This window comes from Ensifer sp. CCNWLY38, from assembly GCF_037120565.1.
Lineage (GTDB): Bacteria > Pseudomonadota > Alphaproteobacteria > Rhizobiales > Rhizobiaceae > Ensifer > Ensifer adhaerens_H.
Window position 1 is genome coordinate 62,517 of the sequence record NZ_JBBBBO010000022.1, and the last position, 12,474, is coordinate 74,990.

16 protein-coding genes are annotated in these 12,474 nt (G+C 57.7%); 10 read left to right on the forward strand and 6 right to left on the reverse strand.

The features are described 5' to 3' along the window. Positions 1 to 146 precede the first annotated feature (146 nt). Positions 147 to 776 carry a TetR/AcrR family transcriptional regulator gene (locus V7S54_RS31500; RefSeq protein WP_065377174.1) on the forward strand — a complete coding sequence of 210 codons (630 nt, stop codon included), beginning with the start codon at positions 147 to 149 and terminating at the stop codon, positions 774 to 776. A 110-nt stretch (positions 777 to 886) separates the two neighbouring features. Here the strand turns inward: V7S54_RS31500 and V7S54_RS31505 are convergent, their stop codons facing one another. Further along, positions 887 to 1,426, reverse strand: coding sequence for a hypothetical protein (locus V7S54_RS31505; RefSeq protein WP_234793219.1), 540 nt, complete (start codon positions 1,424 to 1,426; stop codon positions 887 to 889). Between the two features lie 618 nt (positions 1,427 to 2,044). Here V7S54_RS31505 and V7S54_RS31510 point away from each other — a divergent pair. Then, positions 2,045 to 2,737 (forward strand): TetR/AcrR family transcriptional regulator, encoded by a 693-nt coding sequence (locus tag V7S54_RS31510; protein WP_336409810.1) that lies wholly within the window; start codon positions 2,045 to 2,047, stop codon positions 2,735 to 2,737. Between the two features lie 117 nt (positions 2,738 to 2,854). Here the strand turns inward: V7S54_RS31510 and V7S54_RS31515 are convergent, their stop codons facing one another. Further along, positions 2,855 to 3,463, reverse strand: coding sequence for a TetR/AcrR family transcriptional regulator (locus V7S54_RS31515; protein ID WP_336409809.1), 609 nt, complete (start codon positions 3,461 to 3,463; stop codon positions 2,855 to 2,857). A gap of 401 nt (positions 3,464 to 3,864) precedes the next feature. On the opposite strand from V7S54_RS31515, the gene V7S54_RS31520 reads away from it, so the two are divergent. Together V7S54_RS31520 and V7S54_RS31525 are read left to right on the forward strand one after the other, a co-directional pair. Next, positions 3,865 to 4,485 carry an FMN-dependent NADH-azoreductase gene (locus V7S54_RS31520; protein ID WP_065377177.1) on the forward strand — a complete coding sequence of 207 codons (621 nt, stop codon included), beginning with the start codon at positions 3,865 to 3,867 and terminating at the stop codon, positions 4,483 to 4,485. A gap of 355 nt (positions 4,486 to 4,840) precedes the next feature. Beyond that, positions 4,841 to 5,338 carry a hypothetical protein gene (locus tag V7S54_RS31525; RefSeq protein WP_065377178.1) on the forward strand — a complete coding sequence of 166 codons (498 nt, stop codon included), beginning with the start codon at positions 4,841 to 4,843 and terminating at the stop codon, positions 5,336 to 5,338. Between the two features lie 19 nt (positions 5,339 to 5,357). On the opposite strand, the gene V7S54_RS31530 is transcribed toward V7S54_RS31525, so the two are convergent. After that, positions 5,358 to 6,109, reverse strand: a protein-coding gene (locus V7S54_RS31530; protein WP_141679314.1) for an IS5 family transposase whose coding sequence is annotated in 2 segments (ribosomal slippage) — positions 5,358 to 5,779 and positions 5,779 to 6,109 — 753 coding nt in all. Because the reading frame shifts where the segments join, the coding sequence is not laid out codon by codon here. A gap of 747 nt (positions 6,110 to 6,856) precedes the next feature. Between V7S54_RS31530 and V7S54_RS31535 the strand changes: the two genes are divergently transcribed. The 6 genes from V7S54_RS31535 (at position 6,857) to V7S54_RS31560 (ending at position 10,917) form a co-directional block, all read left to right on the forward strand. Beyond that, a complete protein-coding gene (locus V7S54_RS31535; protein ID WP_336409808.1) occupies positions 6,857 to 7,129 on the forward strand; it encodes a hypothetical protein in 273 nt (90 codons plus the stop codon). After that, on the forward strand, positions 7,126 to 7,359 hold the full coding sequence (locus V7S54_RS31540; protein ID WP_336409807.1) for a hypothetical protein: 234 nt from the start codon (positions 7,126 to 7,128) through the stop codon (positions 7,357 to 7,359). The genes V7S54_RS31535 and V7S54_RS31540 overlap by 4 nt, the downstream gene beginning before the upstream one ends. A gap of 53 nt (positions 7,360 to 7,412) precedes the next feature. Next, positions 7,413 to 7,739 carry a hypothetical protein gene (locus V7S54_RS31545; protein ID WP_065377181.1) on the forward strand — a complete coding sequence of 109 codons (327 nt, stop codon included), beginning with the start codon at positions 7,413 to 7,415 and terminating at the stop codon, positions 7,737 to 7,739. Between the two features lie 164 nt (positions 7,740 to 7,903). Further along, entirely contained in the window at positions 7,904 to 9,616 is a 1,713-nt protein-coding gene (locus tag V7S54_RS31550; protein WP_336409806.1) for a flagellin N-terminal helical domain-containing protein, read from the forward strand. A 423-nt stretch (positions 9,617 to 10,039) separates the two neighbouring features. After that, positions 10,040 to 10,363 carry a hypothetical protein gene (locus tag V7S54_RS31555; RefSeq protein ID WP_083203859.1) on the forward strand — a complete coding sequence of 108 codons (324 nt, stop codon included), beginning with the start codon at positions 10,040 to 10,042 and terminating at the stop codon, positions 10,361 to 10,363. A 371-nt stretch (positions 10,364 to 10,734) separates the two neighbouring features. After that, the gene (locus V7S54_RS31560) at positions 10,735 to 10,917 is read left to right on the forward strand and encodes a hypothetical protein (protein ID WP_065377183.1); all 183 of its coding nucleotides are present in this window, start codon (positions 10,735 to 10,737) and stop codon (positions 10,915 to 10,917) included. A 504-nt stretch (positions 10,918 to 11,421) separates the two neighbouring features. Here V7S54_RS31560 and V7S54_RS31565 read toward each other — a convergent pair. The 3 genes from V7S54_RS31565 to V7S54_RS31575 form a co-directional block, all read right to left on the reverse strand. Next, positions 11,422 to 11,751, reverse strand: a complete 330-nt coding sequence (locus V7S54_RS31565) for a type II toxin-antitoxin system RelE/ParE family toxin (RefSeq protein WP_336409805.1) — start codon at positions 11,749 to 11,751, stop codon at positions 11,422 to 11,424. Continuing rightward, entirely contained in the window at positions 11,748 to 11,987 is a 240-nt protein-coding gene (locus V7S54_RS31570; RefSeq protein WP_058321101.1) for a type II toxin-antitoxin system ParD family antitoxin, read from the reverse strand. Before V7S54_RS31570 ends, V7S54_RS31565 begins: the two co-directional genes overlap by 4 nt. A 175-nt stretch (positions 11,988 to 12,162) precedes the next feature. Beyond that, positions 12,163 to 12,474, reverse strand: a 312-nt coding sequence (locus tag V7S54_RS31575) for a transposase (RefSeq protein WP_336557547.1), incomplete at its 5' end; no start/stop codon positions are given.

Genomic DNA, 12,474 nt, shown 5'->3' on the forward strand with positions numbered 1-12,474 from the left:
CTAACGGGTTAGTCAATTATGCTCGACAAGTCGGGAATGGCAGGTTGCCGAAGGGCGAGCCGCCTATTACCGGGCTAACCTGCTAGGACAGCTTGCAACCAGGCGATTCGAACAACCGGTCCAATCCAGCAGGAAATGGAAACGCGATGACAAAGACCGAAAAGAAGACCTCTCGGGCGGAACAAAAAGCCAGGCGCCCTCACGAGATCCTCGAGGCCGCGTTCGAAGAATTTACCGTCAAGGGATATGCGGCTACGCGAGTGGAAGACGTTGCTGCCCGCCTCGGGGTGACGAAGGGCACCGTCTATCTCTATTTTCCGACGAAGGACGTTCTCTTCGAGGAAATGTTCCGCCACATGTCGACCCCGTTCGCGGACCTGTTGGCGTCTGTCGGCACACTCGAAGGTTCGACGGCGGACCAGCTACGGGCCCTTCTGCTTCTGGCATACGAAAAGATCGCCGACGATCGGAAAACAAGAGAACTCCTACGCTTGTCATTGTCCGAGGGGACGCGCTTCCCCGACATTGTGGACCGACACCATGACGAGTTCATCGCTCCGTTGATTGCGGCCGTCCGCACGCTCGTCGAGGAAGGCGTGGCATCGGGCGAATTCCTCGACGGGGCTGCGGCAAAGTTTCCCGACGTCGTCGCCAGTTCGATCCTTCACGTTGCCGTGTGGCGCCTGATGTTTGCGGATCGAAAGCCGATCGATGGGCCTGCCTTCATCGAGGCGCATTTCGACCTGGCCCTAAATGGACTGTTACCGCGTTCATAGCCCAGTTGGTTCTTGCCGATCTCTGTGTAGCCTCTAAAGGCGCATTGAAATCTCCGATACTTTCCAGTGTGAACTCGAACGCGGGGCGGTTCGTCCCCGCTGCCGTATGTTCAGGGGATGGAGAGACTCCGAATAAACTGCTCGCCTCCGAGCACGATGAAAGACACGACGGCCATCATAAGACCCCGCCGGAAGCGCACCTGTTTGATGATCCTGACGCGAGATGTTTTGAGTAACTCGGCGCCGAGCACCGAAGTCCAGTCGGACTTCAGGGCCTCTCGGACGAAGTCTTTGAGATCGGCAAATGTGTCGGGCTCGACATAGTAGACGCGCTGATCGGAAGCACCGGACGTTTTCCCGAGCAGGTCCTTTTCTGCGCGGGTTCGGCTCGGATAGAGCACTTGCCCGAACTGCAGGATTGGCAGAATGACAACACCCCAGACCACGGCGAAGAACAGCGGGCCAAGGGGTGCACGCGTCGGCAGGAGATCGCCGAAATGCAGCACCAGATTGAGTGCCAGGATGTAGCCGGCGCCAACGATCTGCGCCTTGGTGTCATAGGAGCGCGCCGTCACTTGCGTTTCCTGCAACGCGGCAAGCAGCATCCTGTCTACATAATCGTGCTTGTTCTCACTCGGCGCGGCGTACATTGGGGCATCCGATCGAAGAGAGCGCTCAAGGAGCGAGGTTGGGGTCTCCAGCATGGCTGTTCCGCCTCAGTGCAGCCGTACGAGAGCAGGCGCTGCGAGTGGACCCGGATCTGTCGCCGGCTCGCCCGTCCCTCGAAAGTGGTTGAAGGCGACAGAGGAGACCAGCGTCAGCATGGTCGCGACTGCGAGTCCGAGGACTTCGCAACTGCCAGAGAGATAAAGGCTAGCAACATAGACACAAAGAAACTGACCGGACGACGGGCGCATGAAAGCCTCCGCTCGAAAGGTTCGAGGTTGTAAGGGTTTGCCGATGAGAAGGCCTACGCATGACTCGAACTTGACCTTCGAGTTGACTATTACGTCAATTCGACCTTAACGTCAATATGAGAATTGCGCTTTTGTACGATGTAGGAGCTCTCTCCTCGCCTAGACTAGCGCCGGGACGGGTTCTTCGATGATGGTACTTTCTTGCGCACTGGGTTTGCCGGTAGCTTTACGACGGCTGCGGCCGCACGATCGCATAGAACAAGCCGGTGCTGCCCCCTCCGCGACTTCGAAAGGTCGTCGCATCTGGTTGGGAGTGATAACTGGACATTCTGGTCAATATGACCTATTTGCATGAAAAGTTTTGAGGTTGTCTGTACCGTGGCCAAAATCGATCCGATCCGACGCGCCGAAATCGGGCGTGAAAAGCGCTCGAGAACTCGGGCGCAGCTTGTTGCTGCCGCCAATTCGCTGTTTGCTAGGCAGGCGGTGGAATCTGTCACAGTGGATGACTTGGTCAAAGAGGCCGGCGTTGCCAAGGGAACCTTCTACGTTCATTTCGACAGCCTGGAGGCAGTGACCGCAGCGGTCGCGGAGGAGCTGGTGCAGTCCTTCGACGAACTGCTGCAGCCGGGCCGGGGCTCCCTCACCGACCCTGTTCTAAAGATTGCCTTCGGGTGCTACTCATTCATCGACAAGGCTCTCAAAGACCCTCTATGGGCCAGCGTTGTCGCCAGACTGGCGGCGGCAGCTCCGAAGGGTGGCGAGGTTGCCCGCCGCCGCCTCTTCGAAGACCTGCAGCAGTTCTCAAAGGCATTGCCGGATGACGGAGTGTCTGCAGAGCTGAAACTGGAGATTGTCGTCGGAATCATGCTCCAGATCTTACGCGCGCTCGGCGAAGGAAGGCTGTCCTCGATCGACCGTGACGCGGCCATCAGCGCGATTCTGCGCGCGATCGGCCTCAATGCTCAAGAGGCCAGGTCTGTACTTATGCGCTTACCAGCCACTCCCACGCAGGACGCCCCCGCGCGAAGCGCGACGCACTAAACCCATGTGGGTGCGGACCAAACGTCGCGTATTCGGAGTGGTTTGAGAGGGCAGATTCACTAGGCGCTTGGCATGGATATGCTTATCATGCCGACACGGAAACGTCGCCAGAACCCCTCAAGGACTCGGGCTCTTGGGTCGGGCGCTACCGATCGCCCGAAGTGCCGCCTCCAGAGCCTGGCTGGACAATTCGGGTGGGGCGACGCGCTCGATAGTGCCACGGGTCACCTGCAGCCAAATTCCAACGAGGATGTCGGCAACCAATTGTGGGTCCTGCACTGTCACACGCCCTTGCGCAATCGCCTCAGCGATCTCGTCTTTGAGACTGTCGCGAATACTGCGGCCGAACTCGCTCCGGGTTAGCGAGGTCTGAACTACCAACCGCGCCCAGCCAGGGTCTGAAATCGCTTTTTCCAGGGATTGCGTGAAGGCGGAGGACAGGCGCGCTATTGGGTCTCTCATCTCGATCCGGGCTGGCGCCAGCACGTCGTCGAAACTCCGGCCGAGTTGTACACTTACCTCAGAAACCAACTCCTCGATGTTCTGGAAGTGATAATAGAAGGTGCCCTTGGCGAGGCCTGCTGCTTCTGCAACAGCATCCACCGTGAGGGTTTTGGCGGGCCCTTCCGCGAGCAACAACGTCCCCGCTTCGACGATTTGCGCGTGCGTCCTTGCCCGCCTTTCGCGCCCGATCTTCGCCCGGCGCTCCAAATTTATCTTTGCCATTCGCCAACCTGCTCCGCAAATCCCGTGGCTCGTTATGATCATATAGTCGGTTTGACTATTGTGTTCAATTGTACTTGGTCTTGATTTGCCCCACCCACGGCGAAGCGGCCACCACTCGATCGAGGGATGCGAGCAGGCCAAGCCGTTCTGAAACGGGGGACCGCGAAATCGCTGCGGCGGATGCTGCGGATCACCGACGGTATCGCAACTGAAATCTTCCATATCATCAACAACTCTCGCTGTTGAGGCGGTCAAAAGCTGGCGCGAGCCCACTTCCAACCGAACCAGTGAACTTTCGTATTGACTGTCTAGTCGAAATGACCTTTAAGTTCTTTTAGGTTGATCGAGACTTCCTTCTCGTTCATTTTCATTCCTGCTAATTCCATGTGTGAGGTTCATCGATGCCATCCCTACTGCATCTCGATTCCAGTATTCTCGGCGGAAACTCCGTCAGCCGAGGGCTTTCGGCGGCTGTGGTCGCACGCCTCAAAAATCTCAATCCTGGCGTAGACGTGGTTTATCGCGACCTTGCAGCTCAGCCGATCCCGCACCTTACGGGCAACTATGTAGCCGTGGTCAGGGGAGGCTTGGAGGCGAGCCATGATGCCGCGCTTCAGGCCGACCTTGCGCTTGGCCAAGCTGTTCTGGAAGAGTTTCTAGCGGCCGACACCGTCGTTCTCGGCGTAGCCCAGTATAATTTCAGCGTGCCCAGCCAACTGAAGGCGTGGATTGATCGCATCGCGGTCCCGGGCAAGACGTTCCGCTACACCGAAAAGGGACCTGAAGGCTTGATGATCGACAAGCGCGTCATCATAACGTTGGCGCGGGGCGGCTTCTACGGACCAGGCTCACCAGCTGAGAACTTGGAGCACACGCTGAGTTATCTGAAGAGCGTGCTGGCTTTCATCGGCATCGCCAATCCTGAGGTCATCGCTGCCGACGGGGTCAACGTGAGTGCCGAACAGCGAAGGTCTTCGCTGGAGGAGGCAGATGCACAGGTTGCCGCCCTAAAGGTGGCATAAGTCCTGCCGTCGGGGTAGCGAACGTAAGCGGACAATCCACGCCGTACGGCCCGTGAATGCGGCGACTGCGCCTCTGTGTGTGCCGCTGCAAAGAAAGGTCGGTCTCGGCTTGGTTCTTCAGAGAAAGCGGCAAAACCGCTGTCGTCGGCGAAACGGTTTCAACCGTTCGCCGACGACAGCTTTAACGTGGGATCTGTCGATCCCTCTTCAGCCGAACGTCGGCGCCATCAATCACCCATTCTGGCTATCTTGTCGGATTGATGAGCCGATATTATTTTTCTTCACACTCGATTTTCGAACTACGGGGCTCCGGCGGAGGGAACCTCGCGCCGCCCCCTGAGAAAGGAGGTCGCGCATGCATTCCCTGCACAGATCGATGGCGCTTCTCCCTCACGAAATGAACGAGATCGATCAGATCTTCCAAGATATCCTGCGCGAGCGTGGCCTGTCGCGCGATTGCGAGACAGCAGAAGCGATCGCGAGACGACTGATCGCTTGTTACCAACGAGGCATCCGCGAGAGCAGCGCTCTGAAATACGAGATTGGCTTTGACAGAAGGTGCGTGGCGGATGCGAACGCTGATGTTCTTTATTACGGCAACCCCGAGGTTTCGATGCAAGAAGTCGCGGGAGGACTGGCCGACCAGATTAACCCGGACGAGGTCGATATGCTTCAGCGGACGTTCCATCGAGTGTGCACCTGGTGCAGTATCCCGCGCTATGGAAAACGCGCCGATCGATTAGCGCGGCATATCATTGATCAATTCCGCAAAGGATTGAGCGACGAGGACGCGCTTCTTGAGAGTGCCATGTGGCTGGAGCGGAATTCCGATTCTACTCGGCCGGACGCATAGGGCTAGGCCGGATCGACAATCATCGTATCCAGATCATGATCGCGGCGAGATGGATTAATCCGGTGAAATGAACGGTTCGGCGTTCGTAGCGCGTAGCGAAACGGCGGAAATGCTTCAGCCGATTGAAACATCGCTCGATGCGGTTGCGATGTTTATAGACGATTGGATCATGGGAGATGATGATCTTGCGGGTGCGGTTTGAGGGTATGATGGCGACGGCCCCCATGTCGGCGATCGTGGCACGCAAGGCATTGCTGTCATAGGCTTTATCGGCAAGAACGGCCTTTCCCGCCTGTCCATCGAGAAGAGCGGGAGCTTGTGTGATGTCGCCGACTTGGCCGGCTGTCACGATAAAGCGCAGGGGGCGACCGAGTGCATCGGCCAGCATATGGACCTTGGTTGTCAGTCCGCCTCTGGAACGCCCCAGCGCCTGATCCTTGGCCCCCCTTTTCCGCTCGCCGCCTGTTGATGGGCACGCACGATGGTACTGTCGATCATCAGGTATTGATTGTCCCGGTCGGCCGTCAGCGCGTCGAAAACCCGCTCCCACACACCGGCGTGGCACCAGCGGCTGAACCTGCGGTGGACCGTCTTCCACTTGCCATAGCGCTCCGGCAGGTCCCGCCAGTGTGCGCCCGAGCGCAGCACCCACAAACACCCGTTAACGAACAACCGGTTGTCAGCACCCGTCCGACCCGGATCGCTGGCCTTGCCCGGCAGCAAAGGCGCAATTCTCGACCACTGCGCCTCGTTCAACTCATATCGCTTCACCGCCACTGGACGTCTCCGTGCTCAACACGGTGTCCTATGAATCAGCGATTAAATGATTTGGGAATCCTGAATGTCGATCCGACCTAGCACGCGCGCTAAAGCGCCGTCGAAAACGACGGGGTCATTTTCAACCGGCACCTCTCCTCAGATGTCCGTCAGCCGGCGGGATGAAGACCACCGAGACAAGGCGCGAACCGCAGCGAGGACAGCGAAGTCACGACGCCAGCACGGCGAGCGGAAAGTCCCGGTTGCGCGTGGTGACCAGCGTCAGCATGTCGAGGTCGTACCCCCGACCTAGGTCTGACGCGCTCCGGCAAAGGTCCTATCTGCGTTGCCGAATCCGATTGACGCTGCCATTCCTAGTTGAGCGTCAACCGCACCTTTGGCGCTAGTGACCCCAGTGCGCGCCCCAGCCCCAAGCGACGTAGCGCTCTGGGGTCAACCCGCGGCTGGATTAGGCTCGGAACCGCGAGAACCTCTTCATTTACGACCTCGTGATCGGCCCGGCGCGGTAGGTAATCCTTTTTGAAATTACAAATAGCTAAGTTGAGGTAGGAAGCTGCTGGGGAGTACCCGTTCGCTGTAGGGCTCAAGTCTTAGGTGGCCCGCCAATGGTCTGAGGTCAATTGCGGCAGAAACCAATCGCCGCATATTCTGTTTTCAACCAAAGGCGTTACCGCCTCAGCGCCACGGTCACATAGATGGCTCGGCTGGGGCTCAAAAGAACAATCGCTCGGGGAAACTACGATGCAGGTAGACTTACCGAAAATTGCCCCTCCCACCTGCCAAACGAGATACGAGCAGAGCAGTGATGAATGCCAAGAAGCTCTCAAAGAGGCGTTCGGCGCGTTCGCCGCTTACTGTACGGCGGCGGGCTGGTCCGACGATGAGGTCGCCGTCGCATTGATCCAGATCGCTGACGAGCACCTTTGCTCTCTTGCCATTTTGGCTGACTTCTCCGTCGTTGTCCTTGCCCCAAACCTTACTAGCGGTCCGAAAGCAGAAGGAACCTCAGCATGAGCAATGCGGCCCTGTTGCACCTGATGAACGGAGAAGAAATTCCTGCATTCGTGGCAGACGTGGTCGAGGCTGGGTGCCACATCAACGCTGTGGGGCACAATATGTACGTGATTTGCGACGACGAGGAGCAGGAAGCCGTGATCGAAGGGCTCAACCGCATCTGCGAGAAGTACGGCGACCGAGACTCAATCCGGCGGGAGATTGTAAATTACCTATGGTCGATCGGCTGATACGTAGAGATCGCCTCTGAAGGCACGGGGCACTAGGGGCTGCCTAGCGAATATTGACGCCCCGCCGCAGCGAGGCACGCTGCCCGTCATGTCCCCTCACCACCGCCTTCATCTCCGAGCTCGTCTGGGCGGCCAACCAGGTCGAACACCCGACCAACTTCGAGAAGCGCCGGCTTCTCGAGCGCGCGGTCGTCACGATCCGCGAGATGCGCGACGAAGTTGGCGTCCCTGAGAGGAAGACCGAATTGGATCCGGTGATCGACCTACAGACGACAGCAGCGGGCATTGAAAGGCGTACCCATGACCATGTAAAGGCCGCGCTCCTCGACGCGGCCGATATGATCCGGATTTTGCGGATTATTCTGGATGGAAAGGAGTGAGATTCACCCCCGCAGTATCGGTCACCCCCAAGAAATACTCTCGGCGATATGCTACGGTCTGCGCCCGCACTTACAAAATTAGTAGTCTGTTAACCAAATTTGTGGTTGAGTAAAAGCATCTACTCGCCCATGACGGGCGCAAATCCCTAATCGACGGCTCTATAATGTCCAGCATTCATGCGAACGCGGCAGCGATATCTGCCGTCCAAATTTTGAGAAATACCGCTGCAACACTTGCTTCCACCCAGGATGAAGTGAGTTCCGGTCTCCGCATCCAAACCGCGGCCGACAATGCTGCATATTGGTCGATTGCTACGACGATGCGTTCCGATCACAAGGCTATCTCAGCCGTTGCCGATGCACTCGGCCTGGGAGCCGCGAAGGTAGGCGTTACCTATGAGGGAACCGACTCCATCGTCGAAGTCTTGACTGCGTTCAAGGCAAGACTAGTCGCTGCAGCGGAACCGGGCGTTGACAAAGCTAAGATCCAGAAGGAACTCGACCAACTCAACGCTCAAGCGGAGAGCGTCATTGCCTCGTCGAGCTTCAACGGAGTGAACTGGCTGCGTACAGACGCCGCGACCCATCTCATGCAAACCGCCGAACTGACCACGTCCTTGGTCTCGTCTTTCGTCAGAGCAGCGGATGGATCCGTCGAATTGAACACCACGGACCTAAATCTCAAACTGACGAGCATGCTCAATGCGGGAGGCGGCGGCATCCTGCAGAAGGAAATCGGCGGCGTGGGTGACATTGGCGGCTTCCGGCGGACGGGGATCAACTCGGTTGCCCATCAGGGTCACGAGAACCATGCCTTCACGGGACCGGCGACATTCGGATCGACGGACTATATCGAGTTTGACCTTACAGTCGATGCGGGCACGCATTCCGCCGGCGTGGTTTTCACCGGCTTGCGGATCGATAAGACGGTTATCGACATCGCGCTCGGCACGACCGATGGTAAAATTAACACCGCGTCCCAAATGCGTGCTGTCCTGCAGCGGGTCTTTCAGGACAACGCGGTTCCCGCAACCGCATATGAAACGTTGTTCAGTGGATCATCCTCATCAAGTCAATTCGAGATCGGGTCGCTTGAGACGTCCGGGGAACCAGGGTCCAGCATCGATATTTCAAACGTGGTGTCCGACTTCAACGGCGTTCACCCCGCAGGCTTTGCGTTGGGTCTGGAGAACGCACCAATAAGCAACCACGACAATATGTATCCCCAGGCGAGTATCGGTTTTACCAAACCGTTTACGGTCTCGCCTACCGCTGCGATCTACTTTGACGTCCAAGTCGGCCCTGGCACATTGCAGACCTACACCATAGACCGCGCAACGGTGGATGCCGCGCTTGGCACAAGTGACGGCACGGTCGGTAACGCAGCCGACCTAGCGACGGTTATAGAATTCGCTTCCGCGGGCAGCGGCTTGGCGGTGACTGCATCCGGTACCACGCTCACCTTCTCAGCGGATCAGGCTATCTACCCGGAGGCGGGCAATCGCGCTGCAAGAGTTACCGTCGAAAACGTGCGCTCGACGCCGCGCTGGACGCTCGACTTCGACTTGGCCGAGGTTGATGTGATGGGCACGGACTTTACTGTCGACGAGTACATCGAAGGTATCGAATACATGCTGAAGGGCGCGATTTCGAGTGCGAGCCTGCTCGGCTCCCTGCAAATGCGCATCGACCTGCAATCCGACTTCACCAGCGCTCTGATGGAGAGCATCGATAAAGGCGTCGGGCGCCTTGTCGACGCTGACATGAACGAAGCATCGGCGCGCCTGAAAGCTACTCAAGCACAGGAGCAATTGGCGATACAGTCGCTGCAGATAGCCAACACAAGCGCCGCCAACGTGCTGTCGCTCTTCCGATAGGGGCGGGTTTAGCCTCAAGCTGCGGTACGACTTTCCAAACCGAGCGTTATTCGACCGGGCTCCGTTCCCTTCCTCCCGGAGCCCGTTTACACAGCACACTCTTGGCCCCGTCGTTGCCTTTCGGGGCCATTTCTTTGAGTGGATGGGAAAGAAGAAACGCCCCGGACTTAGGTCTGGTGCGCCTGGGCAATGGTCTTATCCGCATTGCCGAATCTGAATTGCCCCGCCATTGCTGCTTTAGCACCAACGGTACCGGTAGCCGCCGCCGTTGGCGCCAGTGATCCCAGAGCGCGACCCCAGCCCCAAGCAACCCAGCGCTCTCGGGTCCACCTCAGCGCTAGGTTCCGCAACGGTCGAGCCGCGACGGTTCATCTGAGATTCAGGCTTGAGGAACCAAGCTGAGACCTAGAGAGGATGCGTCAAATGAAAAAGCTATTATCCACCCTCGGAGCCGTAGTCCTAGCGACATCCTTCGCGCTACCGCTAAACGCCGCGCCGATCTTTGTGCCGAAACCCGAACAAGTGCTGGCCGGCGATGTCGAGCAGGTAAGACACCGGAAACATCGTCATGAGCACGCGGATCGCCAATGGAAACGGCGGTACGCCCACCGTCCCTGCGATTACTACGGCCGGTGCTACCCCCGCTATTCCCGGTATTACGGCTATCGTGATCATTACCGATACAGCTATCGAGACTATTACCGCTACCAGCGGCGGCAAGGCGTGACCGTCTATTTTAACTACTAGCCGGCAACGCTCGCATGCTTAACACCGCCCCTGGGAAACCCGGGGCGGACGTTCGATTGAGGCGAGATACGGGGAGGTTGCCGAGGCCTAGCGGCACTAGGGCCGAGGAACAGGCGAGGAAGCCTATTCATCGCGGAACCTTTCCGTCGAACGTGCGTTTTTGGTGTGTCGTGGTCCCAACATCCCCGCTCGGGATCGCATGGCAGGCTTCACCAAATGTCCCCGTAGTGAAGTCAGAAGGTAGCCTCTGGCCTCGTCACCCCGACGGGGCCATTTCTTTTGACGCCCTACCCGAGATCTTGGGGCACTTTTGCTCCTAGCGGACCGCTCGGGATCGTCCTAGCCTCCGGAGCGAAAAAGGAAGACCTGACATGGACGATGATTTGAACGTCGCCGAGATGACGGATGAGGATTTGCGCGGGCTCTGCCTCGCTGCTGTGTACCTGTGTATCTCGTGGATCGATCAATCGGGGACCAGATATGGTCTTAAGTCGCAGATGAAGCCTATCGGCGCGGGTGGACGAAAGCTCCTGATGAGGGCGGCGGTGAATTGAGCAAGGTCAGCGCCTCAACTGCCCGACAGCGCACGCCTCACCTTTGAACACTCGGTTTCACAGACGTCACGAACCTCATGAGTTTCGACAACGAGGTCAGGACGCGGGTAGCTCTTAACAACGACAAAGCCGGTCTTCTCACAAGCGGCGACGTCCTCCAAGCGGCACGTGACGGCTTTGGCGTGGCGCTCAGTGACGAAATCATTCGGCACGAGATCTGGACGAAGGACGGCTGGTGCAACCCTTCTCGATATCTGTGCCTGCCATCCATAATTACTACTGCATTTGCCCAGAGGCGAACCGCGAGCGGGAAGAAGTCTCGTACTTCATCGATTGGCTGATCGCAGAGGCCGGTCGGGGCTCGGACACAGACTGTCCCCTTTCCGTAGGCAGTGGCCGAAAGGCAGTATCGATGACGTATGCAACAGGCGCCATCATATCCCTCGCCTTGATGGGAGTCGAACCTTAGCCACCGACAACCGTCAACGATGAGTCTTCGAAAGATCAGTGGCTATCCGGTCTCTGCATCCATTGCGGGATATCCCGCTTCGCATGAAGCACGCGCCAAACGTCGACGTGGTCAACCTGCACGCGATAGAAAACGAGATAGGGATATCTCTTCAGACAGACGTTCCTCAAGTCAGGCAATCCCAATTCGTATGAATACCGCAAGGATCCAGATTCTGGATGGCTCGCTATCAAATCGTAAGCCGCTTGAAGAGCGTCGACGAATCCTAAGGCGACATCCGCTCCCGCCTCGCCTACATAAAAGTCGACGCCCGCTTCGGCATCTGTACGTGCCAGCTCACGTGGAATAACCGGCTTGGTTTTCACTTGCTCTGCCGACCACGAGCCCTATCGCGCAACCCGGTGAAGTAATCTGCATCGGCCGGGGCAGTCTGTGCGGAGGAAGCACCGTCAAGCAACAAGCTGCGCAACGTCAGGCGGTCTTGATCTCGGCGGATCAACTCGCGAATGTATTCGCTGCTTGTGCCATAGCCCCGTCCGGCGACTTGTTCATCGACGAAGCTCTTCAGATAGTCCGGAAGGGAAATGTTCATTGTGCTCATGAAACCAAGTTACCCTCCTTGGCAAAATTTGGCAAGGAATTCACTTGCCTTTACTCGCGCACCGGACACGGCAATCCTAGCTCTCGATCGCCAACGTTGATCCCGGAATTCGATAGAGCTGCATAGCCGGATGCTGCTCCCAGCACGGCAGATTCCAGTCGATACATGGCCTTTATCAACCAAAGACAGCGACTGCTGATTTGACGATGATGCCACCATCCGGACTTCTGCGCAGTTGACGGCCGGTAGCGGCGCGAAAGACTTGCAGCAATTGCAGCGCCGGCGGCACTCGTGACCAAAGGGTTTTCATGCGCTCCTTGCCATTTCGGCTTTTTCGCACAGCCTGGCCAGTCACAATGCGCTGCGACCAGCGGAAACCGATCTCGTGGAAATACAGGTCGGCGTGCTGTGGGCTGATATGATGAAAGACGCCGGCAATTGTGCGGCGGACGCGGGAATTGAAACCTTCGACCGAATTGACATGAAC

Excerpts from the sequence above, each read along its gene's own strand:
- V7S54_RS31560 (WP_065377183.1), top strand. The coding sequence starts at position 10,735 with ATGGACGATGATTTGAACGTCGCCGAGATGACGGATGAGGATTTGCGC.
- V7S54_RS31505 (WP_234793219.1), bottom strand. The coding sequence starts at position 1,426 with ATGTACGCCGCGCCGAGTGAGAACAAGCACGATTATGTAGACAGGATG.
- V7S54_RS31510 (WP_336409810.1), top strand. The coding sequence starts at position 2,045 with ATGAAAAGTTTTGAGGTTGTCTGTACCGTGGCCAAAATCGATCCGATC.
- V7S54_RS31500 (WP_065377174.1), top strand. The coding sequence starts at position 147 with ATGACAAAGACCGAAAAGAAGACCTCTCGGGCGGAACAAAAAGCCAGG.
- V7S54_RS31570 (WP_058321101.1), bottom strand. The coding sequence starts at position 11,987 with ATGAGCACAATGAACATTTCCCTTCCGGACTATCTGAAGAGCTTCGTC.
- V7S54_RS31525 (WP_065377178.1), top strand. The coding sequence starts at position 4,841 with ATGCATTCCCTGCACAGATCGATGGCGCTTCTCCCTCACGAAATGAAC.
- V7S54_RS31515 (WP_336409809.1), bottom strand. The coding sequence starts at position 3,463 with ATGGCAAAGATAAATTTGGAGCGCCGGGCGAAGATCGGGCGCGAAAGG.
- V7S54_RS31535 (WP_336409808.1), top strand. The coding sequence starts at position 6,857 with ATGCAGGTAGACTTACCGAAAATTGCCCCTCCCACCTGCCAAACGAGA.
- V7S54_RS31550 (WP_336409806.1), top strand. The coding sequence starts at position 7,904 with ATGTCCAGCATTCATGCGAACGCGGCAGCGATATCTGCCGTCCAAATT.
- V7S54_RS31555 (WP_083203859.1), top strand. The coding sequence starts at position 10,040 with ATGAAAAAGCTATTATCCACCCTCGGAGCCGTAGTCCTAGCGACATCC.
- V7S54_RS31520 (WP_065377177.1), top strand. The coding sequence starts at position 3,865 with ATGCCATCCCTACTGCATCTCGATTCCAGTATTCTCGGCGGAAACTCC.
- V7S54_RS31540 (WP_336409807.1), top strand. The coding sequence starts at position 7,126 with ATGAGCAATGCGGCCCTGTTGCACCTGATGAACGGAGAAGAAATTCCT.